Below are 25,486 nucleotides of genomic sequence, written 5' to 3'. Positions count from 1 at the left end.
CGTCGGCGGCCGTGCCGCCGTCGTGGATCAGATCGCCTGGCTGAAGCGCACCGCGGTACGGCGGCGACGCATCGCATAGCCGACCACGCCGAAGCCCATGATCATCATCGCCCAGGTCGCCGGCTCCGGCACCGCCGAGTTGACCGGGGTGAAGGTCGCCTGGCCGCCGTACGCGCCATTGCCGCGCGACAGGCCGGTGACGACGAGCTTGTTCAGCTGGCCAGCCACGATCGGCACGTTGTTGATGAAGGCGACCTCGAACGCGCCACCCGCGGTCTTCGTGATCTCCGCGGCGATGTCATTGATCGTCACCGAGGTGAAATCGAGATCGTTCGCCGAGAAGAGGTCGGTCACGCTGGTGGTCACCGTGCCGCTGCCCAGGCCGTTGGTCGGCAGGGTGAAGGTGAAGGTGTCCGAGAAGGTGCCCGCCTTGAGGCCGGTGACCTGGAACGCGCCCGAGAAGGTGCCGCCGGGGCCGGCGGTCGCTTCGAAGTTGGGCGAGCCGACCGGGTAGGTGGTGGCTTCGGCCGAGACAGCGCTAAGCGCCGCGGCGGCCGCCATGGTGATGGCAACGAGGCTTTTCATAGGAACTCCCTTTGATTCGAGTCGGCCTGATTTCATCTGCCTAGCCGCGCTATGACACGCGCCCCCGAATGCATGAACAAAAAATTAACGGTAGTTGCTCCCATTCGGGGCATTTGCGCTGCAACAAAAAAACGTTGCGCTGCGGAACTTTGGCGTGGCCGTCCGAACGTCCATCCGAGAAATCGCACGACTCACCTTTCGTCGCCTCGGACCGACTAGGACCTGTTAACTAAATCTGCTCTAGCGAGGACGCCGTAACGAACTCGCTCAACGCGCTGATGAAACACGAACGATAAAACCAGGGGTCCAATCTAGTTCTGATGCGGATCAGTCGCGCGCCTGTCCTGGCCGCGGCTGAGAGGATTAGCCTGTCAGTGATGTACGTACGGCATCTGGCAATCGCTGCTGGATACCGAGCGGGATAGTGTGTCTGCGGCGATCATCGCGTCCGCGGCGATGAGAACGCATGTCCAATATTCAACTGCCCAACCGGTTCCTCGATCCAAAGGTGATGTATGCCACCACGCTCCCTTGACCTGGGCCGACACATCGACGGCTCATCTGCCAATTTGCTTGAGAACACGCTGGCTCCACTACGCCAGGCATTCCATTTCTCGACCATGATCGTCGGCAATGACGGTCAGAATCACACGCTGGTGATCAAGGTCGCCGCCGGCGAAGCCGACCGCGCCGCAGCACGATCGCTCCTCAACAAGCGCTACGGCTGGCGCGGCTATGGTGAGTCGCACAGCATCCCGACGAGCGCGACCCACTCGACCTTCACCGCCTTTATCGACGGCGAGCTGGTCGGCACGCTCACGCTCGGGGTGGACTCGTCCGCCGGGATGGAGATCGATCACACCTTCCGGAACGAGCTCAACACCTATCGCCGCGTGCCCGGTGCGCAACTGTGCGAGCTCACCAAGTTCGCGTTCGAGACGTCGGTGCAGTCGAAGGCGATCCTCGCCGCGTTCTTCCACTTCATCTTCATCTACGGCGAGTGCCGCTACGACTGCACCGACCTGTTCATCGAGGTGAACCCGCGTCACCGTCGCTTCTACGAGGCGATGCTCGGCTTCGATCGCGTCGGTGGGCTGAAGGAGAATGAAGGGGTCGGCGCGCCATCGCAGCTGATGCACCTGGAGGTGGCGCAGATCCGCGCACAGGTCGCCGAATATACCCGCGCGGCCGGCGGCGTCAGCGAGCGCTCGCTCTACCCCTTCTTCCTCTCGGGTGAGATCGAGAACGACGTGCGGCTGAAGATGGAGCGCGGCGGCCTTTCCGCCTCGCAGGCGCATCGCGCCGCGGCGATCGCGAGCCAGCGGCAGCCGAACGCGATCGACGCCGGCGTGACGGTCGGCCACGCCTGAGGGGTGACCGCCGGCCCTGGCGGCGCCGGTCGATCCGCGACGGTTTGCTGGCCGTGAGGCGACGCGAACATCACGTTCGCCAAGGCCATTCGTCTCGCAGTAGCGGCGGCTGTGCGCGCGGCGACCGTCCGACGCGCCTCGACCTCGGCACGGTCGCGCACTAGGAGCGGCGCCGGTCGCGCGATGAGGGACGGCGAGGGATGGCGCTTCACACCTGGTGGTTGTTCGTCGGGGCGGTGTTCCTGCTCTCGGGAACGCCGGGGCCCAACATGCTCCACGTCATGTCGCGCTCGGTGCAAATGGGATGGCGACGCAGCGTCGCAGCGATGGCGGGATGCCTCGCGGCGGTCGTGTCGGTACTCGCCGCCTCGGCCGCGGGCCTCTCCACGCTGCTGCTCGCGGTGCCCGGCGCGTTCGAGGTGCTGCGCTACGCCGGCGCCGCCTATCTCGTCTATCTCGGCATCAGGGCGTGGCGCGCCGAGGCGCCGCCGCTCGACGTCGGCACCGGCGAGTTGGTCGCGCGGCCGTCTCGTGCGGCGCTGTTTCGCGGCGGTTTCGCGATCGGTATCAGCAATCCCAAGCTCATCCTGTTCGCCGCGGCCTTCCTGCCGCAGTTCATCGATCCGGCGCGCGCCAAGCCGCCGCAATTTCTTCTGCTGGTGCTCAGCTTCGCGCTCGTCGAGGCCGGCTGGTACGCAGCCTATGCGCTCGGCGGGCGATCGCTGGCGCGCTACCTGACCCGTCCGGCGATCCGCCGCGCGTTCGACCGGCTCACCGGCACGATCTTCATCGGCTTCGGCCTCGCGCTGCTGCGGGTACGGCCGGCTTGATCGGCGCCACGACGACGGCCTAGCTTTGCCGCGGGGGAGCGACTTGCATGACAGAATCGATCGGGGTCGGACTGATCGGCTATGGCCTCGGCGGCCGCGCCTTCCACGCACCCTATATCACGACGACTCCGGGGCTGGCGCTGCGCGGCATCGTCTCGCGCGATCCCGCCAAGGTCCACGCCGACTGGCCCATGACGCGCGTACTCCCCGACGTGGCGACGCTGCTCGACGACGAGTCGGTCGCGCTGGTGGTCGTCTCCAGCCCGGACCACCTCCACGCCGAGCATGCCCAAGCGGCGCTGGCGGCGGGCAAGCACGTGCTGGTCGACAAGCCGTTCGCCACCTCGCTCGCCGAGGCGCACGCACTGATCGCGACGGCCGAGCACGCCGGACGGCTGCTCACCGTCTTCCACAATCGACGCTGGGATGCCGACTTCCTCACGCTGCGCGGACTGCTCGAGGACGGCACTCTGGGCGAGGTGGTCAGCTACGAGAGCCGCTTCGACCGCTGGCGGCCGGTACCCGCGGCGACCTGGAAGGAGGCGCGCGCGGGCGGCTCGTGGCTCGACCTCGGGCCGCACCTGGTCGACCAAGCGCTGGTGCTGTTCGGCCGCCCGAGCGCGATCACCGCCGACATCGCGACGCTGCGCTGCGACGCGCCTGCCCCGGACTATTTCCACGCGACGCTCCGCTACCCCCACAGGCGCGTGACGCTGCACTCGAGCAAGCTCGCCGCCGACCACGCGTTGCGCCTTGCGGTCCACGGCACGCGCGGCAGCTGGGTCAAGCACGGGCTCGACCCGCAGGAAGCGGCGACGGTGGCCGGGCGGCGGCCGGGCGGCGCCGACTGGGGCCATGATCCGATCGAAGGGCTGTTCACACCGGGCGAGCCGGCCGTCGCGACGACTCGCGTGCCCAATCGGCGCGGCGACTATCGTCTGTTCTGGTCGGCGCTGGCGGCGGCGGTTCGCGGCGAAGGGCCGAACCCCGTGTCTCCGCGCGAGGCGCTGGCGGTGATGGAGGTGCTCGACGCCGGGCTGCGCAGCGCGACGGAGCGGCGCGAGGTCGCGCTCTGACCCGACGCCACGCTTCCCTCCGCCCGCCGCACTGCTAGGCTAGCACCGAAGAGGGAGAGAGATGCGCACGATCCTGTTCACGGCGGCACTGGCACTCGCGAGCGTCGGGAGCGCGGTCGCGCGACCCGCGGCCGATACCCGCTCCGCGGCAATGTCGTTCCGGCTCGAAGGCCCGTTCGAGCTCCACTCGCGCGTCTACCCGGGCACGGTGCGGCGATATTGGGTCTATGTCCCGCCGCAGTATGACCGGGCCAAGCCCCCCAACCTGCTGCTGTTCCAGGATGGCCAGCGCGCGACCAATCCGACCGGTTCGCTCAACGTGCCGGCGGTGCTCGACAGCCTGATCCGTAACGGCACGCTACCGCCCACGCTCGGCGTGTTCGTCACGCCGGGACATCGCGCCGCCACCTACCCGGCCGATCTCGGCATGCAGAACCCCGACCATCGCGTCGAGGAGTACGACTCCCTCTCCGACGATTACTCGCGCATGACGCTGGACGAGCTGCTCCCAGCGGTGGCGCAGCGCTGGCGTTTCGCCGATGATCCGCGCCGCCGCGCCATCGGCGGCACCTCGAGCGGCGCGATCGCCTCCTGGACGGTGGCGTGGCGACACCCGGAGGCGTTCGGCAACGTCCTCAGCTTCATCGGCAGCTACACCTCGATCGGCCTGCGGCTCGACAGCGACGGTACGCCGGTGGCGCTCGGCGGCGACGTCTATCCCGGGCTGATCCGCAAGTCGCCGATCCGCCCGATCCGTGTCTTCTTCCAGGACGGCAGCGCCGACCTCGACAACGAGCACGGCAATTGGTTTCTCGCCAACCAGCAGATGGTCAAGGCGCTCGCTTGGGCCAACGCGCATGCCGACGAGCAGCACCGGCCCGGCCCCCGCTATGACGTGCGATACCAATGGACCGCGGGAAGCCATTCGGACGCGGACGGCGGCGCGCTGCTGCCCGAGGTACTCCGCTGGATCTGGCGCGATCGGCCGGCCGCCCGATGAGCGCGGCGACAGGCGGTGAACGATCCGCCGCGCCGATCATTGAGCGGCGGTTGATCCCTCAGCGATCCGGAGCGAACCGACCATGAAGACCAGCGGCAACACGATCCTGATGACGGGCGGCGGCAGCGGCATCGGCGCGGCGCTCGCCCATCGATTCCACGACCGCGGCGACATCGTCATCATCGCGGGACGCCGGCGCGAGGCGCTGGAACACGCCGCGGCGGGGCGCGAGCGAATCCACGGCGTCACGCTCGACGTCGAGGATCCCGCCGCGGTCGACGCCTTCGCGCACCAGATCGTCGCCGATTTCCCCGCGCTCAACGTGCTGTTCAACAACGCCGGTATCATGAAGTTCGAGGACCTGACCGGGCGCCGCGACCTCGCCGACGCCGAGGCGACGGTGGCGATCAACCTGCTCGGCCCGATCCGACTCACCAACGCGCTGATCGATCACCTGAGCGCGCAAGCCGACGCCGCGATCGTCACTGTCACCTCGGGTCTCGCATACGTCCCGCTGGTGGCAGCGCCGACCTATTCGGCGACCAAGGCGGCGATCCACTCGTACACGGTGTCGCTCCGCACGCAGCTCGCGGGCAAGGTCGAGGTGATCGAGCTGGCGCCGCCGGGCGTCCAGACCGATCTCACGCCGGGGCAGGCCAACCGCCCGGGCTATATGCCGCTGGAGGCGTTCGCCGACGCGGTCGCCGCGCAGTTCGCGCAGCAGCCGACGCCGCGCGAGATCCTGGTCGACGAGGTGCAGTTCCTCCGCCAGGCCGAGCGCGAGGGCCGCTTCGACGAAACGCTCAAGACGCTCACCGAGCGTGCCGCGCAACAGCGCGCCGCGGGCGGCTCCTGACCTCGCGCCCGGCAGCACGCTCGGTGCGCTTACCACCCCGTGCTGCCGGGCACGCCCTTGAACGGGCCCGACACGTCGGGCGTGATCCAGCCACCGTAGAAACCGCCAGGCTGCGGCGTCACGATCTCGTCGTCGACGGTGCAGTAATCCAGCGGCCCGGCGTAGAAGGCGAGGTGGTCGCGTAGCGCCGCGAAGCCGGGTGTCGGATCAGGGTAGCTCCATGCCACGTCGCGCAGCAGCATGTCGCCGAGCACGAGATTCCAGTAGACCGCCTCGCCCTTCCATTCGCAGAAGGAGCGCCGCGCTGACGGCCGCAACAGCTCGCGCGCGACGTCGTCGGGTGGCAGGTACCAGCTCGGCGGATGACTGGTCTCCAGCGTGCGGATCGCGGCGCGTGTGTCGGCCACCGTATCGCCGCGGTGGACGATGCGGACGTGACGACCGCTTCGCTCCGCCTTCGCGGGTCGCGGATAGTCCCACACGCTCTCCTGCCCGGGCCCCACCGGTTCGCGCACCGGCCTCACGCGGCCGCCCGCCCGGCCCAACGCTGCAGCCCCGGGCGCACGCGTAGAAACCGAAGATAGAGCCGCTCGAGCAGCGCCAGCAGCGCCGGGTGCCGCGCGGCCAGCCCGAGCGGGCGGAGCAGCGGGATTGCGCGCCACATTGCAGCGAACGCCGCCGCGCCCGAGACGATCGGTCCGCCCTCCTCCCGCGCGTGGAAGCGCGCGAGCATCGCCGCCTGGTCAACCGGGCAGATCGCCGCCGTGGCGTCAACGAAGTCGATCCGCCCGCGCCGGTCGAGCCAACGCATCAGCGCGATCTCGCGCTGACACAGGGGGCATGCACCGTCATGCCACACGGTGACCCGGTTCATCGGCCGCGTGCCGGATTGTCGCGGCGGATCCGCTCGGCGAGCAGCGTCGCAAAAGCGAGCCAGCCGACGTAAGGCACCGCCGTCACCGCGGCCGTCCGGTCGACCCGCGCCGCGGTGGCGACGAGCACGGCGCCAGAGGCGAGCATCGCGCCCGACGCGACGGCGCTCGCGCCGAGCCGCTTGCGGCGGAAGAACAGCTCGCTCCAGCCGCCGATCATCGCGGTGTTGCCCAACCACAGCGCGACCGCAGCGTCGCGCCGCACGCTCGCTGGGCGCCGCAACAGCCGATAACCCCCAATTGCGAGCGCCACCTCAAGCGCCGGCCAGACCGCGCCGAAGACCGCGTCCGGCGGCGTGAACTCGGGCTTGTCGAGCCGCTGGTACCAGCGCCGGATCGTCGGGTGCGTACGGTCGGGCGCGTTGCGGCGCCCCAGCACCGCGCTCGCGCCGAGTAGCAGCCCGACGAGGCCCAAAGCGGCGGCAGGCGACCAGCCACTCCGTGGAGCCGCTGCGGCATCGGCCGGTTCCAACGCAGGCGGTACGTCCGTGACACCTAACACCGGAGCGAGCGAGAGGTCGGACGCGGACGTGTCGCGACGGCCGAGCAGCCGGGCCGTCACTGCGGTGACCGCGGGCTGGCTGGCGATCGCTCTGCTTCGACGCTCGCGCCGATGATCAAGACCTTGTTCGACACGCGCCGTTCTCCTTACCGCGTCAACGCGGCAGCGCGACAAACGACCCGCAGTTCTTCCTCCCTCGCCGTCGCGGCAGACGCACGCAGCGGAGACGGCTCCTCGCGCGTTCGACCTGGCGGAGAGGAGAGCTAGTATGTCATCGATCGACAAGCAGAAGCGGCTGCACTTTGATGTGGTCAACGTCGGCCTTCGCGCGCAGGCCACCGCAGTGGGGCTGGTGCAGCTCTGCGTCGAGCTGCGCGCGGTCGGCGTGTTGCCCGAGGCCGCGCTCACCCGGATCAAGGACGCGATCGCCGACGAGGTCTCGGTCGCCGGGCCGCGCCGGCGCGGCCAGCAGGACTATCGTCGTGAGGTGCGTGAGCGGCTCGACCAGCTCTTCGCGGGCGAAACCAAGGTCGGCCCGGCCGAGGCGCTCTCGTTCGGGGAACGACCCGAGGCGTGACCCGCGGGCCGGGGTTTCAACCCCTGCGGCCGCGGGGCGCCGATCCATGCGCCGCGTCGGCGAAGCGCAGCGTCACGCGCAGACCGGGACGCGTGTTCTCGATTTCGACCGACGCGCCGAGCCGCTGCGCCGCCGACCGCACGATCGCGAGCCCCAGCCCGCTGCCGTCCTGCCCCGCGCTGGTCGTCAAGCGCACGAACCGGCCCCCCGCTCGTGCGATGTCGGCGTCCGACAGGCCGGGACCGTCGTCCGCTACCGACAGCGCGACGCCGCCCTCCTCGCGGCCGATCGCGATCAACACGTTGCCCCCTCGGCGGTGGTAGCGGATCGCATTGTCGATGAGGTTGGAGAGGATCTCGAAGAGCAGGGTACGGTGGCTCGCGATCGTCACGCCCTCTGCCGGCGCGCGCAGATCGACCTCGACGCCAGCCTCGATCGCCTGCGCGATGCGACGGTTGAGCACCACGATCGCGAGCGCGCGCAGCTCGACAGGTTCGAGCGGCGGTGAGGTGCCCGCCTCCTCGGCACGCGCGAGCGCCAGCAGCTGCGCGACCAGATGCTCGAGCCGGTCGGCGGCATCGGCGATCTCGGGCAGCGCCGCCGGATCACCCCGCCGCGCGAGCGCGACCTGGATCTTGAGCACCGACAGCGGCGTGCGCATCTGGTGCGAGGCGTCGGCGGTGAAGCGGCGCATCCCGGCAGTGGCCGCGTCGAGCCGCGCGAGCAGGTTGTCGAAGGCGTCGGCCAGCGGGAGGAGCTCGGCGGGGAGCGGCCCCGGGTTGAGCGGCGAGAGGTCAGGCGTGGCACGGGTGTCGCGACCCGCCACGGCGCCGCGCAGGCGCGACAGCGGGCGCAGACTCCAGGCGAGCGCGGGACGGATCAGCAATAGCGCCACGCCCACCAGCACCGCCTCGCCGCCGAGCAGCGCACCGAGCAGGCGACGGCGCAACGCGGCGCGGCCGTCCAGCGTCTCGGCCACCTGCACGATCACCGGGGCGTCGATGCGCGGCAGCTCGCGCCGCACCTCGGCGATGCGCACGTCCTGCCCGCGGAAGCGCGCGTAGCGGAAGCGCGGCGTTTCGCTGGCCAGCTCGTCGGCGCGCGGCGCGGGCAGGTCGCCGTAGCCGGTCAGCACCCGCGCGCCGACCGCGATGCGGTAATAGACGTTGTCCCGCTCACTGTTCTCCAGCATGCCGAAAGCGGCGGCGGGGAGGTCGAGCGTCACCTCGCCGCGTTCCACCTGCACCGTCTCGGCGATCGCGCCGAGCGCGCCGCCCAGCACGCGATCGTTGGTCCGCCGCACCACGTCGCTGATCAGCGCCGCGCCGGCGAGTCCGAGCAGCACCGCGATGACGAGCAGCGGCGCCAGCAGCACGGCGAACAGTCGCGTGCGTAGCGCGACCGCGCGCGCGCGATCACCCCGCATCCAAGATATACCCCACGCCCCGGACCGTGCGGATCGCGGGCCCCGCTGGCGCCAGCTTGCCGCGCAAGCGCGTGATGTTGACCTCGAGCGCGTTGGGCCCGACCGGCTCGTCGAAGCCGAATACCTCCGCCAGCAGCGTCTCGCGCGGGACGATCTGGCCGGCGCGGATCGCCAAAGCGTCAAGCACCGCCCACTCACGCCGGCGCAGGTCGAGCGCGCGACCGTCGACATGCGCCTCGCCACTCGAGCGGTTGAGCACCAAAGCGCCGACGACCAGCTCGGGCGTGGGATCGCCGCCGCGACGTCGCCCCAGCGCACGGATCCTCGCTTCCAGCTCGACCGGCGCGAACGGCTTGCGAAGATAATCGTCGGCGCCGAGATCGAGCCCGCGCACGCGGTCGTCGAGCGCGTCGCGCGCGGTCAGCATCAGCACCGGCACGCGCTCGCCGCGTCGCCGCAGCGCCTGCAACACCGCGAAACCGTCCTGCCCCGGCAACCCGACGTCGAGCACGACCAGCGCGTACGGCTCCCTCGCGGTGACCATCAGCGCGTCCTCGCCGGTGGCGACATGGTCCACCGCGTGGCCGGCGCCGCGCAGCAGCGCCACCAGGCTGCGCGCCAGCGCGGCGTCGTCCTCCACGATCAGGATGCGCACGATCGTGCCCCACGCTGAAAGGTTGCTGACAGGTAAAGGACGTAGCCCATGCTCGGTGAGCTTACCCGAACGCAGAGGCGGGAAGCGAGAGGAGCTTCGAGATGCGCGTGGCGCTGTTCATCCTGTCTTTGTCAGCGCTCGCCGCTCCGGCCGCGGCACAGCGCCCGGCCGGCTACCCGCGCTCCTATGACGCGCTGATCGCCGAGGCGCGCGCCGAGCGTGGCGTGCGCGTCTATGGCAACGCCGACGCCGCATCGATGAAGGCGGTGATTGACGCCTTCCGCCGGCGCTACCCCGGCGTGACGGTGGCCTATGACGACCTGGAATCGCGCGAGATCTTCCGCCGTGTCGTCACTGAGCGCCGCACCCGCGCAGCGCGAGCGGACCTGATCTGGTCCTCGGCGATGGACCTTCAGGTCAAGCTTATCAACGACGGCTACGGCCAGGCCTATCAGAGCCCCGAGAAGCCGGCGCTGCCCGCCGCCGCCGTATGGAAGAATATCGGCTACGGCATCACCGCCGAACCGGTCGCGCTGGTGTACAATCGCCGCCAGATCGCGCGCGCCGACGTGCCGCGGACGCACGAGGCACTCGAACGCTTTCTCCGCACCGCCCCGGTCCGCCGCCGCGTCGCCACCTATGACCCCGCGCGCTCCAACGTCGGCTATCTCTACCTCGCCGAAGACTGGGCGACCACCAACGACACGCGCTCGCTGGTCGCAGCGATCGCGGCGACCCGCCCGCTGCTGGCAGCGACGGCCAGCCCGACGCTCGACGCCGTCGCGGAGGGCCGCGCGGCGATCGGCTACAACGTGGTGAGCGCCTATGCGCTCGCTCGCGCCCAACGCGACGCACGGCTCGGCGTCGCCTTCTTCCGCGACTATTCGATCATCGCCTCGCGGGTCGCCTTCGTCAGCCGCGACGCACCGCATCCCGCCGCGGCGCGACTGTTCCTCGATTTCTTGCTGTCGCATACTGGGCAGACGCTGCTGGCGCGTGCCTGGCTGCTGCCGGTCCGCAGCGATGTCCGCGCGCCGCGGCTCGACCCGGCGCATGTCCGCCCGATCCGCGTCGGCCCGCAGCTGCTGATCAACCTCGACACCATCAAGCGCCGGCGGTTCCTCGCCGAGTGGCGCACCACCCTCGCCCAGGAACCCCCCCGCCCGTGACGACCTTCGCCACCGCCAGCGCACTCGTCGCGCTGCTCGCCGCCGCGCCCGCGACCGCGCAGACCGCTAGTCAGGCCGAGCTGGAGGTGCTGGTGCGCGCCCAGGCCGCCGAGATCGCCGGGCTGAAAGCACGACTCGACCGGCTCGAGGCCGGTCAGACCGCGAGCACCAGCCAAGTCGCGCCTCCGTCTGCCGCGCCGGCTACCCCGCCATCCACACCGACCCAGCTCGCGCAGCTTGACCGGCCGGTCGTCACCTCGCCCTATGCGCCGCAGCTGGTGCCGCCCGGCCCGGCCGAGCGCGACGTGGCGCGCGCGCGCGAGGCGAACGAGGCGGGCGTCACCACCGAATGGGGCTCTGGCCTGCCCGTCTTCCACTCTGCCGACGGCATTTACACGTTCAAGCCGCGCGGGCGTATTCTCGCCGACGTCAGCTCGTCGTTCGGCTCGCGCGACGCGGCTCGCAACATCACCACCACCGGCATGCGCGCGTTGCGCCTCGGCATCGAGGGCGGCGTCGGCACGCACTTCTTCTACCAGTTCGAGACCGACTTCTCGGAGAACGAGGTCGACATCGTCACCGCCTTCATCGGCTGGCGCGACCGGATCGTCCCCGGACTCGATTACGACGTGCGCGCCGGCCATCTGTTCAACGATCGCGCCTTCGAGGGCTCGACCGGCTCCGACTCCACGCCCTTCCTCGAGCGCAGCACGGTCTCCACCGCGATCATCCCGCAGCGTGGCTTCTACGGGATCGGCATCATGCCACGGCTGTTCTGGAAGTCGGGCCACGCCTCGCTCACCGTCACCGGCGATCGCGTCGACGGCAACCAGGCGGTCAGCGACAGCCGTACCGTGCTCGGCCGCGCGCATTGGAACCCGCTCAAGAGCAGCACCGGCGTGCTTCACCTCGGCCTGTGGGGCTTCGACGAGGGACTGTCGTCCGCCGCCACGACGCTGACGCGCAACACCGTGATCGGCGGCCGCTTCAACGGCGCGCTGCGCGTCTCCACCGGGCCGCTCACCGGCGGCACCGGCACCACCGGCTATGGCGCCGAGCTCGGCGGGTATCTCGGCCCGGTGTGGCTGATGGGCGAGGCCGGTCAGCGCCACGCCCGGCTCGACGGCGGCCGGCCCGACTTCGTGAGCAAGGCGTACAGCCTGTCGGGCGGTTGGTTCATCACCGGCGACCTGCCGCCGTACAACCCGCGGCTGGGCAGCTTCGGCCAGCCGCGCGTGCTGCGCCCGATCTTCGAGGGTGGCCCCGGCGCGATCGAGCTGACCGCGCGCTACGACAATCTCGACTATAAAGATCTGGCGACCGGCGGCCGCGGCTGGGCCGCGACGCTGGGCGCCAATTGGTACCTCAACAGCTTCACCCGCATCCAGGTCAACGCGATCCACTGGGACACCGACAACCGCGCCGGCGCGGTCACCGGCGCCGATGACGGCGAGACCGTCAGCGCGCGCGTCGCCGTCACCTTCTGATCGCCCGCACACAGGACTTCCCCCGCGATGAACCTCGCTCTGCTCGGCTTCCTGATGGTGGCCACCTTCATGACGCTGATCATGACCAAGCGCATGACCCCGCTGGTCGCGCTGATCGTCGTCCCCACCGCCTTCGCGCTGATCGCCGGCTTCGCCGCCGGGCTGGGCGAGATGATGATCGACGGCATCAAGAATCTCGCGCCGACCGGCGTGATGCTGCTCTTCGCGATCCTGTTCTTCTCGACCATGACCGACACCGGCCTGTTCGACCCGCTGGTCAACCGGCTGCTGCGGCTGGTGCACGGCGATCCGCTCAAGATCCTGGTCGGCACGGTCGCCCTGTGCGCGATGGTGAGCCTCGATGGCGACGGCTCGACCACCTACATCATCACGATCGCCGCGCTGCTGCCGCTGTACAAGCGCTACGACATGAACCGGCTGTACCTGTGCTGCCTGCTGATGACGACCAGCGGCATCATGAACCTGACGCCCTGGGGCGGCCCGACCGCGCGCGCCGCGAGCGCGCTCAAGCTCGATCCGGCGACGCTGTTCCTGCCGCTGATCCCGGGGATGATCGCCGGGCTCGCCGGGCTGGTCGCGCTCGCGGTCTATTTCGGCCGCAAGGAGCGCCGCCGCATCGGCCAGCTCCACGCCGAGGCGCCGACGAGCTTCACCGGCATGGCGGTGTCGCAGTTCCCCGAGGCGCGGCGGCCGCGGCTGCGCTGGTTCAACGCCGCGCTGACGGTGGCATTGCTCGCCGGGCTCGTCTCGGGCGTGCTGCCGCTGTCGGTGCTGATGATGCTGGCCTTCGCGGTGGCGATGATCGTCAACTATCCGCAGGTGGCCGAGCAGAAGGAGCGGATCGCGGCGCACGCGGGCAACGTGCTGTCGGTGGTGTCGCTGATCTTCGCTGCGGGCATCTTCACCGGCATTCTGTCGGGCACCGGCATGGTCGAGGCGATGAGCAAGGAAGTGGTCGGTGTGATCCCGCCCGCGCTCGGGCCGTACATGGCGCCGATCACCGCCGCGCTCAGCCTGCCGTTCACCTTCTTCATCTCGAACGACGCTTTCTACTTCGGCATGCTGCCGATCCTCGCCGAGGCGGGCGCACATTATGGCGTCGCGCCGATGGCGATCGCGCGCGCCTCGCTGATGGGCCAGCCGGTCCACTTGCTCAGCCCGCTGGTCCCCTCGACCTACCTGCTGGTCAGCCTTGCCGGGGTCGACCTGGCCGATCACCAGCGTTTCACGCTGGTCCCCGCCGCCGCGATTTGCACGCTGATGACGATCGTCGGCCTGCTGGCGCTCGCCTTCCCGCTGGTCGGCTGACCCCTTCCCTTCGTCGTTCCGCATCGGAGAACCGATCATGACCGCCAAGCCGATCCCGCTCGTCCTGCTGCCGGCGATGGGGTGCGACGGCCAGCTCTGGGCGCGTCAGGTGATCGATCTCGCCGACCTCGCGCATCCCGAGTTAGGTGATCTCACGGTCGACGACACGCTCGAGGCGATGGCGGCGCGCGTCCTCGCGCACGCGCCGTCGCGCATCGCCGTCGCCGGGGTCAGCCTCGGCGGCTATGTCGCGCTCGAGATGATCCGCCAGGCGCCCGGCCGGGTCGAGCGGCTCGCGCTGTTCGGCACGCGTGCCTCGATGCGGATGCGACCGCGCAGCGTCCGCGAGCAGGGCCTGCTCGCCACCGCGCCGCACGCCGATCCGATGCTCACACCGATCGTCAGCGGCCCGGTCCAGGCGATGGCCGAGCGCGTCGGCGCGGCGATCTTCGAGCGCCAGCAGCACGCGCTGCTCGCCCGCCCCGACATCGCGCCCGCGATCGACGCGGTGCGCGTGCCGACGCTGGTGGCGGTGGGCGACCGCGACCGCATCTGCCTCCCCGAAGACGCGCACGCGCTCGCCGAGCAGATCCCCGGCGCACGCTTTCATGAGATCCGCCACTGCGGCCATCTCGCGCCGATGGAGCGGCCCGGCGAGGTCACGATGCTCCTGCGCGAGTGGCTGCGCCGCTAGCCGCGCCCGCCCTCCGCGCTCACGAGATACCAGACGCCGTCGACCAGCCGCACGCTCGTCGGCGCTGCGCTGGTCGATCCTGCTTCAGATCGCCGAACCGATGCGCGCGGCGGGACGAGCACCTCGATCTCGAAGCGCTTGATCAGCCGGTACAGCGTCGTCCGCCCGACGCGCAGCTGGCGCGCGGTATGGGACATGTTGCAGCGATTGTCGCGCAGCGCGGCCTCCACCGCCGAGCGTTGCGCGAACGCCATCGTGCCCTCGATCTGGCATTCCTTCATCGTCGCGATGTTCCTTGCTTGGCTGTCGGTGCTCGTCGCGCTGCTCGCCGCATCGCGCTCGCGCGAGCATGGAAGACCTTCATTCCAGCAGCGCGTTGCCCGGCCGTCGGGCATCGTGGCCCCCGTTGCGATACAGGATGTCGACGACCGTCTCGACGGGGACCGCCGCATCGCTGCCGACCCAGAGCAGCACGCCACCGCGCCCCAGGTGGCGATCGTAGTAGACGGCCTCCTCAGCCGCTACGCCGTGCGGCGCCAGCAGCTCCGCGAGGGTCGTCGCCAGCGCCCCTGCGGCGGCGCCGAGCGCCATCGCGCCGGGCACCGCCGAGGCCGCGATCGCGCCGGCCGCTACCAGCGGGCCGACACCTGGAATCGCCAGCGTCGCCACCCCGGCGCCGGCACCGAGAGCACCGCCTCCAAGGATCGCGCGCAGCACGCTGGCGCTGTCCTCAGCGGCGATTGCGCCCGGGTGAGCGACGCCTTCTGCGATCACCCGCCGCATCAACACCGACACCTCGCGATCGCGGATGCCGACGCCACGCAGGTCGGACACGGCGTGATGCGCGTCCGCCTGCGTGTCGAAGATGGCCGAGGCGATGCGCGGCACCGTCCCCGCCGCCCGCCTCAGCGCACCGCGCCGCGGCGAAAGAGGTTGACGATGCCGAGCAGCACGATCGCGCCGAGCAGCGAGACGAGCACCGACTGGATGCTGAGCACGCCGCTGGTGATCGGCGCGCCGCCGATCAGCGGGGTGACGATGAAGCCAGCGAGCACGGCGCCGACGATGCCGACCACGACGTTGAGGAAGATGCCCTGCTGTCCATCGGTCCGCATGATCACGCTGGCCAGCCAGCCGATCACCCCGCCGACGACGAGAAGTACGATCAGGCCCATGACGATTACTCCGTTAGTGGATTGGTGCCGCATCAACGGAAGGCGCGAACGACAAGTTCAGCGAGCGCGGCGCGAGCACGACTGTCGACTAGTGCTGGCGCACTAGGCGCGATGATGCGGCGCCGGGAACGGTACGGGGGTGGCACGGTTGATGGCGGATGCCGAGCTCAGCTCCTCTCTCCGCCTCGCCGACGCTCCGCCACCTCGAGCAGCTGATCGCGCAGCTTCTCGATGGCGTGATCCTGCTGGACCCGAGCGGGACGCTGCTCACCGCCAACGTCGCCGCGCTGGCCATGCACGGCGTGACCGAGCTGGGGGAGCTGGGCGCCACCGCCGAGGATTATGCGCGGCGCTTCACCATGTGGGACACCGAGCACCGACAGCTCAAGCATCGCGAGTACCCGCTCTTTCGCGTGCTGGCGGGCGAGCCGATGCCCGATCTGATCGTCGAGGTCGCGCCGGCGGGATGCGACGAGGCGAGCTGGGTCCATCAGGTGCGCGACGTCGTCATGGACGTCGACGGCGGCGAGCCCGACTATCTCGCGGTGGTGCTGTGTGACGTGTCGAAGCGCTTCGACGCGGAGGCGCGCTTCCGCGCCATGTTCCGCGCCAATCCCGCGCCGGCGCTGATCGTACGGCAGCGCGACCTGAGGGTCGCCAACGTCAACGCCGGTTTTCTCGCGCTGACCGGCTTCACCCGTGAACAACTGGTCGAGCGCTCGCTGTTCGGACTGGGGCTGCTCGGCGGCCTGCCGAGCCGCGCCGAGGTGCGCGGCCTGATCGATGCCGGCGACGTGATCCCGCAGACCGAGGCCGAACTGCTCTGCGCCGATGGCACCCGCCGCCTCGTCATCTTCGCCGGACAGCCGATCGACGTCACCGACGAGGACGTCTTGCTGCTCACCTTCGCCGACCTTCAGCCGCGCCGCGAGGCGGAGCGATCGCTCGCGGTCAGCGAACGCAACCTCGAGGCGGTCTTCGACATGGCCCCGGTGGCGATGGTGATCGCCGACACGGCGCATCGCGTGCTTCGCGTCAACGCCGCCTTCCGCGCATTGTCGGGCATCGCGGACGAGCCGGGCGAAAATGCGCCGGCCGACGCGCTCGGCTGGTGGCAGGACGACGCGGCGCGCGCGACAATCGAACGCGAGCTCGCGGAGCACGGCGCGGTGCACGCCGCAGAGGCCGCCTTCGTGGCGCGCGACGGCAGCGAGCTGCGGTGCAGCGTCGCGGCGGAGCGGATCGACGGCGACGACACGACGCGGGTGATCTGGGTCTATCAGGACGTCACCGAGCGGCGCCGCAGCGAGGCCGAACTCGCCGGCGCGATCGACGAGGTGCTCAAGGACACGCGCTGGCTCAGCCGCTCGATCCTCGACAAGCTCGCCACGTTGCGCCGACCGACGGCGCAGCTCGCCCCCGCCGACCTGACCGCGCGCGAGCGCCAGGTGCTCGACCTGATCTGCGACGATCTCGACGACGCTGCCATTGCCGATCGGCTGGCGATCACGCGCAACACGGTGCGCAACCATGTCGCACGAATCTACGAGAAGACCGGCGCCACCCGCCGCAGCGGAGCGGTCGTCTGGGGACGCGAGCGCGGCATGGGCACGCATCGGGCATGAGGGGAAGTCATTGAGCACGATCTGGGACGAGCATGCGGTCGCGTCGGTCATGGGAACCGACGGCTTCAGGGTCATCGTCGACGAGGGGCGGCTTGACCGCGTCGTCGATCGCATCGTGGAGAACCGCCTTAATCCACGCGATATTCGCGTATCGCTGCCCAATCGCCCCTGCCGCCCGTGCAGCTTCGTCGAAGGCGAGCTGGCCGAACTGGTCAGGCGTCGGCGCATCGTGCTGGCGGAGCGCGCGCGTGCCGGGTGAAGCCGCCGCGACCGCGCGCAACCAACCGTCGTCCGTCCCGTTTGAAATCGGTCTTAGCGGGAGCGCGATGATGACGGAGAAGAAGGGCAACGGCAGCGCGACGGCGCAGAAGGCCAACGCCAAGGCGGCGAAGGAAGGCGAGAAGAACCCGCGCAAATCATCCGCGGCGCAGGCGGAGCTGGGCAAGAAGGGCGGTAAGTCGAAGAAGTCATAGTCGCTCCCGCCACCTCTCACCGATCCACCGACAGGAGCGTTCATGACCGACGACCCCCGCTACCGCCAGCCCACCAGCTTTCCCGACGAACAGCGGCAGCCGCGCCCTGGGTTGACCAGCGCCATGCGTACCAAGCCCGATCACGGCGAGGAAAGCTATATCGGCAGGGGATTGCTCACGGGCAAGGTCGCGCTGATAACCGGCGGTGACTCGGGGATCGGTCGCGCGGTGGCGATCGCTTATGCGCGCGAGGGCGCCGACGTTGCGCTCTCTTACCTAACCGACGAGCAGCCCGACGCCGACGAGACGCGCGCATGGGTCGAGAAAGCCGGCCGCCGCTGCCTGCTGCTGCCGGGGGACATCCGCGACCGCGATCACTGCAACCGTCTGGTCGAGCGCACCGTCGCCGACCTTGGCGGGCTCGACGTCCTGGTCAACAACGCTGCGGCACAGACGACCAACGAAGGGCTCGACACGATCGACGACGACGAGATGCAGGGCGCCTTCGCCGCCAATGTCTTTGCCATGATCCGCCTCGCCAAGGCGGCGGCACCACACCTGCGGCCCGGCGCGGCGATCATCAACACGACCAGTGAGCAGGCCAAGGTCGCGGGCAAGAACATGATCGTCTATGCCGCCACCAAGGGCGCGATCTCGAGCCTCACCGTCGGGCTGTCGAACCTGCTGGCGCCGGACGGCATCCGCGTCAACGCGGTCGCGCCCGGACCGATCTGGACGCCGATCCAGCCTATCGCCAAATCACCCGAGGAGCTGGAGACGCTTGGTCACGACACCCCGCTCGGCCGCGCGGGACAGCCCGCCGAACTCGCTCCCGCCTATGTGCTGCTGGCCTCTGCCGAGGGCAGCTACATGTCGGGCAACGTCGTCGCGGTGACCGGCGGCGTTCCGATCTCTTGACGGCGTCGCCGACAGCCTGCCACGTGGACCGACGTCGCGACACTCGCCCTTTTACGGGCGTGCTGCCGTCCAGGCGCGCGATCGGCCTCGATCCGGAACGTTGCGTGCGCGCAGGCGCTTACGCCAGAAGCTTCGGAGAGGACTGATATGATGAGCTTTCGTTCGACGATACTCGCCGCCACCGCTGTGCTGGCGCTCGGCGCGTGCAGCCGCGGTAACGACACGACGCAGATCAACGCAATGAATGGCAGCGACCTCGGCGCGACTGGGATGGCGACCGCCACGCCGACCGCCACCGCGCCTGCCAGTGCCGGTCAGAGCTTCGCCAACACCGCCGCCGCCAGCGACGCGTTCGAGATCGAGACCTCGCGGCTGGCGCTCACCAACGCCTCCGCGCCCGCGGTCAAGCGCTTCGCCAAAGCGATGATCGATGCGCATGAGGCATCAACCGCCAAGCTGAAGACCGTCACCGCCGGACTGTCGCCCGCGATCCAGCCGGTCGCGACGCTTAGCGCCGAGCAGCAGCAGACGCTGGAGAACCTGCGCGCCGCCAAGGGCAATGCGTTCGACAGCGCCTATGCCGCGGCTCAGTCGGCAGCGCACCAGCAGACGCTCGACGCGCTCAAGGCCTATGCCGCTACGGGTGACGTACCCGCGCTCAAGACCTTCGCGCAGGACCTGGTGCCGACCGTTACCGCGCACCTCAACATGGCCAAGGGACTCAAGGTCTAAGTCGGGGACGCGCGCGGTTGGTCCGGTCGCCGCAGGGCGATGGGTTAGCCGCGCCACGCACTTTTGCACGCTGCCGCCGCTTTACCGGCGGCAGCGTGCATGCTGGGCCACCGACGCGACCGTCAAGCTCGGGGACGCATGTCAGTCCGGCCGCATGATATGCTTCGTTGAGGACGCATTCCTATCCGTTTACGCTGGCGCTGTAGATCGATGACCGGTTTCACCGCGGCTCGTCGGCGGGACAAGGATCAGAAAGCGTAGCGCACCGTGCAATAGGGCATGGCCTCGCCGAGCCAGGCGAGGAAACGATCGAGCCACTGCCGCTTCCACCCCGCCTTGTAGCGAAGGTTGCGCATACCCGACTGGCTCCACTTGCGCTCCTGCAGGTCGGGGCGCCAGAGCCACTCCTCCGCGCGCGGGTGCCACAGCAGGTTGAGGTCGTGCAGCGCCTCGTTGTGGGTCAGGAAGATCACCTCGCACTTTAGCTGCGCCCGCGCCGCGGGCGAAAGCGCGGCGTCGAGCTCGGCGAAGAGCGCCTTCCAGTCGGCTTCCCAGCCCTCGTGGACGATCACCGGGGAGAAGTTGACGTGCACCTCATAGCCCGCGTCGACGAAGTCATTGATCGCGGCGATGCGCTCGCTCATCGCTGACGTCCGCACGTCGACCACCTTGGCGATTGTCTCGGGCATCAGGCTGAAGCGCACGCGGGTGCGGCTCTGCGGGTCATAGTCGAGGAGATCGCGGTTGACGAACTTGGTCGCGAACGAGCCCTTGGCGTTGGGAAAGTCGCGGAAAGCGGCGACGAGATCGCGCACATTGTCCGACAGCGACGCGTCGATCGACAGATCGCCGTTCTCGCCCAAGTCATAGACCCAGTCGACCGGGTCGATGCTGTCGGGCGCGGGCTTGGGGCCCAGCCGAGCGGCATGGCGCCCGATCGCCCGCGCGATCGCGTCGACGTTGACGAAGATGCTGATCGGATTGGCATAGCCCTTCCGGCGACCGACATAACAATAAGCGCAAGCCATCGCGCAGCCGTTCGACGAGGACGGCGCGATGAAGTCCGCCGAACGCCCGTTCGGCCGCATTGCCAAGCCCTTCTTCACGCCGAGCACGAGAACGTCGCGCTTGACCCGCAACCAGTCCTGCGCGAGCGCGGGATCGGACAGCGCATCGACCTTCCAGTGGCTCGGCACCTCGATCTGCTTGGCGTCGGGAAAACGGGCCAGCACCTCGCGACCGCGCGCGACATCGCGCACCGCAGGCTCCAAGTAGATCAGCTTGGGATCGATCAGGGTGCGGGGCAGTGCCATATTGGCGATATGGGGTGCCACTGCGCCTGCACCATGCGCTTTGTCCGCGGTGAGGCTGGCCGCACGCGATCACGCCGGCACAGCCGAGGCCGTCCGGACCGTGCTTTTCACGCCGCAGTGGCGCAGAAAGAAGCAACAAGGTTATTATTCAGTTAACCTTTCGCGACGCGGATGGCAGGGACGCCGCTCCGCGGCCGAGGCCGCTCCCCGCCGATGTGACGTAAGAGGAACGCGTATGAAGAATCTTGTGGCTCTCGCCCTGGTGGCAGCCGCCTCGACCGGCGTCGCCTCCTCGGCCGCCGCCGCCACTTTCCCGGTGGGCTCGCGCAACTTCAAGGCGACCCAAGGCGCCGGTGGCTCCTTCTCGGGCGCCTTCTTCAACCGCGGCATCCGCGCGGGTGCGTTCACCGACACCTTCACCTTCACGCTGCCGATCGATGGCATGGGCAGCGGCACGGTGACGACGAGCGTAACCGACCTCGGCTCGGCCAGCGACGTCGATTTCACCTCGGTGTTCATCAACGGTGTCGCCGCCGAGATCACGCGCACCGCCGGCGGCGCCTTCGAGGTTGCCTTCGTCAACAACGTGCCGATCGTCGCGGGTGAACTGAACCGCCTCGTCGTCAACGGCATCTCGCGCGGCAATGGCGCTTATGGCGGCCAGGCGACGTTCGCGCCGCTGAGCTCTGCGGTGCCGGAGCCGGCCACCTGGGCGATGATGATCATGGGCTTCGGCGTGGTCGGCTACGCGATGCGCCGCCGTCGCGTGACCTTCCGCCCGCGCCAGGCCGTCTGACCGGGGGTTTTCCCGCCATTTACGGGCATGCCGGGGGGAGGGACGCTGCAACAGCGCCCCTCCCCTCCTTTGTTTTTGCGTCTCGGTCCTTGGCGACCCATCGCGTCGAATCAGGTATCGGCCGGGATCGCACCATTTCCTCCCCGTACTCTCTTGACGGAACGCCGACGCTTCCCCAGGCTGATGTTAACGATACCATCGTGTCAGATGGCGGCCAGGAGAGACGCGAGGATGACGCTACCACGTGGCACGATGGACCGGCGCGCGGCGCTGCTGGGCGGGGCTGCCGCCGGTGCCGCGCTTTCCGTCCGCGCGGACGCAGCGAAGGCCACGGCGTCGCGCCGGGACGATGCCGCTGCGACCCGCTGTACCACGCCGCGTAGCGCGATCGCGCGCACCCGATATGGCCCGGTGCGCGGCTACGTCTCCGACGACGTGCTGATCTTCAAGGGCATACCGTACGGCGACGACACCGGCGGCGCCAACCGCTGGCTACCGGCGAAGCCGCCGACGCCGTGGCAGGACGCCTATCCCGCGCTTGCTTACGGTGCCAACTGCCCCCAGACGCCGCACAGCTTTCGCGCCAAGGAGCATACCTTCCTCCAGCAGTGGACCGACGGGTTCCAGGGCGAGGACATGCTCAAGCTCAACGTCTGGACGCCGTCGCTGAGCGGCAGCCGGCCGGTGATGGTCTATTTTCATGGCGGCGGCTTCAGCTTCGGCTCGTCGTACGAGCTCGCCTCGCACGACGGAGCGCAGATGGCGCGCCACCACGACGTGGTGCAGGTGTCGATCAACCACCGACTCAACGTGCTCGGCTTCCTCGACATGACCGAGGTCGGCGGCGCCGCCTACGAGGGGTCGGTCAACGTCGGCATGACCGATTGCGCCGCCGCGTTGCGCTGGGTGCAGGAGAACATCGCCTCCTTTGGCGGCGATCCCGACAAGGTGATGATCTACGGCCAGTCCGGTGGCGGATCGAAGGTCACGACGCTGCTCGGCATGCCGTCGACCCGCGGCATGGTGCACCGCGCCGCGATCCAGTCGGGCGGGGGCGGCAACATCCCGGACCGCGACCAGTCGCGCGACTATGCCCGCCGGGTGGTGAAGGAGCTGGGGGTCGGCCCGCGCGATCTGGCGGCGTTGCAGGCGATGCCGTGGCAGCGCCTGTTCGACGCGAGCAACAAGGTGGCGGGCGAGATCAACGGGCCGATGCGTCGCTCGTTCTGGTTCGCCATGGGCCCCGGCGCGGCGCCGCGCGTGGGCTGGGGCCCGACGCTCGACGGGGCGACCGTCACGCTGCGCTCGTTCCACGACGCCGCGCCGGACCAGGCGCGCGACGTGCCGCTGCTGATCGGCTCGGTCAGCGAGGAGGGCATGTCGTACAGTTCCAACCCGAGCGAGGCGGAGTGGCGCGCCTCACTCGCGAAGGATCTCGGCGCCGGGAAGGCCGACGCGCTGATGGCGGCGATGAAGCGCGCCCAGCCGGGCAAGAGTATTCGGACACTGTCCTACGGCGTGGGCGGCTACGCGCAGCGCAACAACGTGCAGCGCATGGTCAAGCTGCGCCACGACGCCGGCGGTGCGCCCGCCTATCAATATTGGTTCACGTGGCAGTCGCCCCAGCTCGACGGCCAGTGCGGCGCGTGGCACACCGCCGAGCTCGCCTTCTGCTTCGACAATACCGCGCTGTGCGACCAGGGCACCGGCAACACGCCGGCCGCCCGCGCACTGGCGCGTCGGACTGCGAGCGCCTGGGCGCAGTTCGCGCGCACGGGTAATCCCAGTCAGCCCGGCCTCGCCTGGCAGGCGACGGACCCGAGCCGCTGCCAGACCATGATCCTCGACGATCGCTGCCGCATGGCGGACGATCCGGACGGCGACGTGCGGCGGGTGCTGCTTGGCTGAATGAGAGGGCAGATGGTTGTCACCGCCATCGCGCGACGAAGGTGATCGTGAGATGGTAACCGCGAACAAGCGGCAGGACGGAGCGCTAGCATGATCGACGTCAGAAAGGCGCGCGCCCTCTCGCGCCGCCGCTTCCTCACCAGCGCGGCGGTGCTGCCGCTGACGGCAAGCGCCTTCGACGCCGGCGCAGCGCCGCTCGCGGCGACCATCCCAGACCGACTCCGCGCCTTCGACCTGCGCGACGTCGACCTCGCCGAAGGTCCCTTCCTCCACGCGCAGCGGATGACCGAGGCCTATCTGCTGCGGCTGGAGCCCGACCGGCTGCTGCACAATTTTCGGGTGAACGCGGGGCTGCCGGCCAAGGCACCGGTCTACGGCGGGTGGGAATCCGAACCGATCTGGGCCGACATCAACTGCCACGGCCACACGCTCGGCCATTATCTCACCGCCTGCGCGCTGGCGTGGCGCTCGACCGACGACGCGCGCTTTCGCGAGCGGATCGACTATATTGCGGACGAGCTCGCGGCGTGCCAGCGCGCCGCCGACAGTGGCCTGGTCTGCGCCTTTCCCAAGGGGCCGGCGCTTGTCGCGGCGCATCTCCGCGGCGAGCCGATCACCGGCGTGCCCTGGTACACGCTCCACAAGATCGTCGCCGGGCTGCGCGACGCGGCGCTGTTGGCGGACAGCCAGCGCGCACGCGAGGTGCTGATCCGGTTCGCCGACTGGGCGGTGGTGGCGACTCGTCCGCTGTCGGACCAGCAGTTCGAGGTCATGCTTGAGACTGAGCATGGCGGCATGAACGAGGTGTTCGCCGACCTCTATCTCATGACGAGCAACGCCGACTACCGCACCCTGGCGCAGCGCTTCTCGCACAAGGCGATCCTCGAACCGCTGGCGCGCCAGCGCGACCACCTCGACGGGCTCCACGCCAACACGCAGATCCCCAAGATCATCGGCTTCGAGCGGGTCTATGCCGCCACCGGCGAGACGCGCTACCGCGACGCCGCCGCCTTCTTCTGGCGAACGGTCGCGCACACACGCTCGTTCGCAACCGGAGGACACGGCGACAACGAGCATTTCTTCCCCATGGCGGCTTTCGCCGACCACGTCTTCTCCGCCAAAGGGTCGGAAACGTGCTGCCAGCACAACATGCTGCGGCTGACGCGCGCTTTGTTCCTGCAGGATCCCAGCGCCGATTATGCCGACTTCTACGAGCGCGTGCTGTACAACGGCATCCTCGCCTCGCAGGACCCGGACAGCGGCATGGCGACCTATTTCCAGGGCGCCCGCCCCGGTTACATGAAATTGTACCACACGCCCGAGGACTCGTTCTGGTGCTGCACCGGCACGGGCATGGAGAACCACGTCAAATATCGCGATTCGATCTACTTCCACGACGATCGCTCGCTGTACGTAAACCTCTTCATCCCCTCCGCCGTGCGGTGGGCCGCGCGGCGCGCGACGCTGACGCAGACCACCAGCTTCCCGGAGCAGCCCGGCACCGCGCTGCGCTGGACGCTCGCGGCGCCGACCGAGCTGACGCTCCAACTGCGCCACCCGCGCTGGAGCCGCGAGGCGATCGTGCAGGTGAACGGCCGCGAGGTCATGCGCTCGCACGCGCCGGGACGCTATCTGGCGCTGACACGAACCTGGCGCGACGGCGATCGCGTCGAGCTACGCCTCGCGATGGACGTGACGGTGGAACAGGCGCCGGCGGCGCCGGGCATCGCCGCCATTCTTTACGGACCGCTGGTGCTGGCGGGCGCGCTAGGGCGCGACGGTCTCGCCTCAGGCGCCGACATCGTGGTCAACGAGCGCCGCTACGGCAGCTACAACGATGCCCCGTTCACCGCACCGACGCTCGCCGGCGATGCTACGTCGCTCGCGCGGGCGGTGCGGCCGACGGGGACGCCGCTGGAGTTCACGATCGCCTCGGCCGATCGCCGCAAGGTCCGTCTCATCCCCTATCACCGCATCGCGCACGAGCGGTATGCAACCTACTGGCAGCTGAGTGACGCGACGTAACCAATCGTGGCGACAGGAGAGTGCATCCCGCGC

At 69.5% G+C, this 25,486-nt stretch carries 28 protein-coding genes; 18 read left to right on the top strand and 10 right to left on the bottom strand.

Annotation, left to right across the window (positions count from 1 at the left end):
• Positions 1-27: 27 nt before the first annotated feature.
• The gene (locus tag QBJ89_RS03425) at positions 28-585 is read right to left on the bottom strand and encodes an FxDxF family PEP-CTERM protein (RefSeq protein ID WP_277979140.1); all 558 of its coding nucleotides are present in this window, start codon (positions 583-585) and stop codon (positions 28-30) included.
• Between the two features lie 620 nt (positions 586-1,205).
• Between QBJ89_RS03425 and QBJ89_RS03420 the strand changes: the two genes are divergently transcribed.
• From QBJ89_RS03420 to QBJ89_RS03400, 5 genes are all read left to right on the top strand, one after another.
• Positions 1,206-1,955, top strand: a complete 750-nt coding sequence (locus QBJ89_RS03420; protein WP_277979139.1) for an N-acyl amino acid synthase FeeM domain-containing protein — start codon at positions 1,206-1,208, stop codon at positions 1,953-1,955.
• Positions 1,956-2,155: 200 nt separating this feature from the next.
• Positions 2,156-2,785: a LysE family translocator gene (locus QBJ89_RS03415; protein ID WP_277979138.1), complete on the top strand. Its 630-nt coding sequence runs from the start codon at positions 2,156-2,158 to the stop codon at positions 2,783-2,785.
• 47 nt (positions 2,786-2,832) lie between these two features.
• On the top strand, positions 2,833-3,861 hold the full coding sequence (locus QBJ89_RS03410; RefSeq protein WP_277979137.1) for an oxidoreductase: 1,029 nt from the start codon (positions 2,833-2,835) through the stop codon (positions 3,859-3,861).
• A 61-nt stretch (positions 3,862-3,922) separates the two neighbouring features.
• Entirely contained in the window at positions 3,923-4,861 is a 939-nt protein-coding gene (locus QBJ89_RS03405) for an alpha/beta hydrolase (RefSeq protein ID WP_277979136.1), read from the top strand.
• 82 nt (positions 4,862-4,943) lie between these two features.
• Entirely contained in the window at positions 4,944-5,717 is a 774-nt protein-coding gene (locus QBJ89_RS03400; protein ID WP_277979135.1) for an SDR family oxidoreductase, read from the top strand.
• Between the two features lie 29 nt (positions 5,718-5,746).
• On the opposite strand, the gene QBJ89_RS03395 is transcribed toward QBJ89_RS03400, so the two are convergent.
• From QBJ89_RS03395 to QBJ89_RS03385, 3 genes are read right to left on the bottom strand one after another with little or no spacing between them, the layout of a single operon-like run.
• Positions 5,747-6,241 (bottom strand): DUF427 domain-containing protein, encoded by a 495-nt coding sequence (locus QBJ89_RS03395; protein ID WP_277979134.1) that lies wholly within the window; start codon positions 6,239-6,241, stop codon positions 5,747-5,749.
• Entirely contained in the window at positions 6,238-6,591 is a 354-nt protein-coding gene (locus QBJ89_RS03390; protein WP_277979133.1) for a DCC1-like thiol-disulfide oxidoreductase family protein, read from the bottom strand. Before QBJ89_RS03390 ends, QBJ89_RS03395 begins: the two co-directional genes overlap by 4 nt.
• Positions 6,588-7,121 carry a TspO/MBR family protein gene (locus QBJ89_RS03385; protein ID WP_277979132.1) on the bottom strand — a complete coding sequence of 178 codons (534 nt, stop codon included), beginning with the start codon at positions 7,119-7,121 and terminating at the stop codon, positions 6,588-6,590. Before QBJ89_RS03385 ends, QBJ89_RS03390 begins: the two co-directional genes overlap by 4 nt.
• A 298-nt stretch (positions 7,122-7,419) precedes the next feature.
• On the opposite strand from QBJ89_RS03385, the gene QBJ89_RS03380 reads away from it, so the two are divergent.
• Entirely contained in the window at positions 7,420-7,728 is a 309-nt protein-coding gene (locus tag QBJ89_RS03380; RefSeq protein ID WP_277979131.1) for a hypothetical protein, read from the top strand.
• 16 nt (positions 7,729-7,744) lie between these two features.
• Here the strand turns inward: QBJ89_RS03380 and QBJ89_RS03375 are convergent, their stop codons facing one another.
• Both QBJ89_RS03375 and QBJ89_RS03370 read right to left on the bottom strand, forming a co-directional pair.
• Positions 7,745-9,154, bottom strand: coding sequence for a sensor histidine kinase (locus QBJ89_RS03375; protein WP_277979130.1), 1,410 nt, complete (start codon positions 9,152-9,154; stop codon positions 7,745-7,747).
• Positions 9,144-9,809 carry a response regulator gene (locus tag QBJ89_RS03370; RefSeq protein ID WP_277979129.1) on the bottom strand — a complete coding sequence of 222 codons (666 nt, stop codon included), beginning with the start codon at positions 9,807-9,809 and terminating at the stop codon, positions 9,144-9,146. The genes QBJ89_RS03375 and QBJ89_RS03370 overlap by 11 nt, the downstream gene beginning before the upstream one ends.
• A gap of 101 nt (positions 9,810-9,910) precedes the next feature.
• Here QBJ89_RS03370 and QBJ89_RS03365 point away from each other — a divergent pair, with 101 nt between their 5' ends.
• The 4 genes from QBJ89_RS03365 to QBJ89_RS03350 are packed head-to-tail and all read left to right on the top strand — an operon-like array spanning position 9,911 to position 14,488.
• Positions 9,911-10,978: an ABC transporter substrate-binding protein gene (locus QBJ89_RS03365; RefSeq protein ID WP_277979128.1), complete on the top strand. Its 1,068-nt coding sequence runs from the start codon at positions 9,911-9,913 to the stop codon at positions 10,976-10,978.
• Positions 10,975-12,465 (top strand): OprO/OprP family phosphate-selective porin, encoded by a 1,491-nt coding sequence (locus QBJ89_RS03360; protein WP_277979127.1) that lies wholly within the window; start codon positions 10,975-10,977, stop codon positions 12,463-12,465. Before QBJ89_RS03365 ends, QBJ89_RS03360 begins: the two co-directional genes overlap by 4 nt.
• A 27-nt stretch (positions 12,466-12,492) precedes the next feature.
• The gene (locus QBJ89_RS03355) at positions 12,493-13,794 is read left to right on the top strand and encodes a CitMHS family transporter (protein WP_277979126.1); all 1,302 of its coding nucleotides are present in this window, start codon (positions 12,493-12,495) and stop codon (positions 13,792-13,794) included.
• 37 nt (positions 13,795-13,831) lie between these two features.
• Positions 13,832-14,488 (top strand): alpha/beta fold hydrolase, encoded by a 657-nt coding sequence (locus QBJ89_RS03350; RefSeq protein ID WP_277979125.1) that lies wholly within the window; start codon positions 13,832-13,834, stop codon positions 14,486-14,488.
• Here QBJ89_RS03350 and QBJ89_RS03345 read toward each other — a convergent pair.
• The 3 genes from QBJ89_RS03345 to QBJ89_RS03335 all read right to left on the bottom strand — a co-directional run bounded on the left by QBJ89_RS03345 (position 14,485) and on the right by QBJ89_RS03335 (position 15,663).
• Positions 14,485-14,769 (bottom strand): helix-turn-helix domain-containing protein, encoded by a 285-nt coding sequence (locus QBJ89_RS03345; protein WP_277979124.1) that lies wholly within the window; start codon positions 14,767-14,769, stop codon positions 14,485-14,487. The two genes, QBJ89_RS03350 and QBJ89_RS03345, sit on opposite strands and share 4 nt — an antisense overlap.
• A gap of 79 nt (positions 14,770-14,848) precedes the next feature.
• The gene (locus QBJ89_RS03340) at positions 14,849-15,376 is read right to left on the bottom strand and encodes a hypothetical protein (RefSeq protein WP_277979123.1); all 528 of its coding nucleotides are present in this window, start codon (positions 15,374-15,376) and stop codon (positions 14,849-14,851) included.
• A gap of 17 nt (positions 15,377-15,393) precedes the next feature.
• Positions 15,394-15,663 carry a GlsB/YeaQ/YmgE family stress response membrane protein gene (locus tag QBJ89_RS03335; RefSeq protein WP_277979122.1) on the bottom strand — a complete coding sequence of 90 codons (270 nt, stop codon included), beginning with the start codon at positions 15,661-15,663 and terminating at the stop codon, positions 15,394-15,396.
• Positions 15,664-15,821: 158 nt separating this feature from the next.
• On the opposite strand from QBJ89_RS03335, the gene QBJ89_RS03330 reads away from it, so the two are divergent.
• The 5 genes from QBJ89_RS03330 (at position 15,822) to QBJ89_RS03310 (ending at position 19,411) form a co-directional block, all read left to right on the top strand.
• Positions 15,822-17,288, top strand: coding sequence for a PAS domain S-box protein (locus QBJ89_RS03330; protein WP_277979121.1), 1,467 nt, complete (start codon positions 15,822-15,824; stop codon positions 17,286-17,288).
• Positions 17,289-17,298: 10 nt separating this feature from the next.
• On the top strand, positions 17,299-17,547 hold the full coding sequence (locus QBJ89_RS03325) for a hypothetical protein (RefSeq protein ID WP_277979120.1): 249 nt from the start codon (positions 17,299-17,301) through the stop codon (positions 17,545-17,547).
• Positions 17,548-17,617: 70 nt separating this feature from the next.
• A complete protein-coding gene (locus QBJ89_RS03320) occupies positions 17,618-17,761 on the top strand; it encodes a hypothetical protein (RefSeq protein WP_277979119.1) in 144 nt (47 codons plus the stop codon).
• Positions 17,762-17,803: 42 nt separating this feature from the next.
• The gene (locus tag QBJ89_RS03315; protein ID WP_277979118.1) at positions 17,804-18,679 is read left to right on the top strand and encodes an SDR family oxidoreductase; all 876 of its coding nucleotides are present in this window, start codon (positions 17,804-17,806) and stop codon (positions 18,677-18,679) included.
• Between the two features lie 150 nt (positions 18,680-18,829).
• Complete coding sequence (locus tag QBJ89_RS03310) at positions 18,830-19,411, top strand: DUF4142 domain-containing protein (protein ID WP_277979117.1); 582 nt, start codon at positions 18,830-18,832, stop codon at positions 19,409-19,411.
• Positions 19,412-19,659: 248 nt separating this feature from the next.
• Here the strand turns inward: QBJ89_RS03310 and QBJ89_RS03305 are convergent, their stop codons facing one another.
• Positions 19,660-20,724 (bottom strand): spore photoproduct lyase family protein, encoded by a 1,065-nt coding sequence (locus QBJ89_RS03305; RefSeq protein WP_277979116.1) that lies wholly within the window; start codon positions 20,722-20,724, stop codon positions 19,660-19,662.
• A 235-nt stretch (positions 20,725-20,959) separates the two neighbouring features.
• Between QBJ89_RS03305 and QBJ89_RS03300 the strand changes: the two genes are divergently transcribed.
• The 3 genes from QBJ89_RS03300 to QBJ89_RS03290 all read left to right on the top strand — a co-directional run bounded on the left by QBJ89_RS03300 (position 20,960) and on the right by QBJ89_RS03290 (position 25,453).
• Positions 20,960-21,520 (top strand): FxDxF family PEP-CTERM protein, encoded by a 561-nt coding sequence (locus tag QBJ89_RS03300; RefSeq protein WP_277979115.1) that lies wholly within the window; start codon positions 20,960-20,962, stop codon positions 21,518-21,520.
• Between the two features lie 231 nt (positions 21,521-21,751).
• A complete protein-coding gene (locus tag QBJ89_RS03295; protein WP_277979114.1) occupies positions 21,752-23,428 on the top strand; it encodes a carboxylesterase/lipase family protein in 1,677 nt (558 codons plus the stop codon).
• Positions 23,429-23,518: 90 nt separating this feature from the next.
• Complete coding sequence (locus QBJ89_RS03290; RefSeq protein WP_277979113.1) at positions 23,519-25,453, top strand: glycoside hydrolase family 127 protein; 1,935 nt, start codon at positions 23,519-23,521, stop codon at positions 25,451-25,453.
• Positions 25,454-25,486: the final 33 nt, after the last annotated feature.

Source organism: Sphingomonas phyllosphaerae (genome assembly GCF_029623345.1).
Classification (GTDB): Bacteria; Pseudomonadota; Alphaproteobacteria; order Sphingomonadales; family Sphingomonadaceae; genus Sphingomonas; species Sphingomonas phyllosphaerae_C.
Note: the sequence above shows the minus strand (reverse complement) of the source record. Positions and strands in the feature narration are given on the sequence as shown.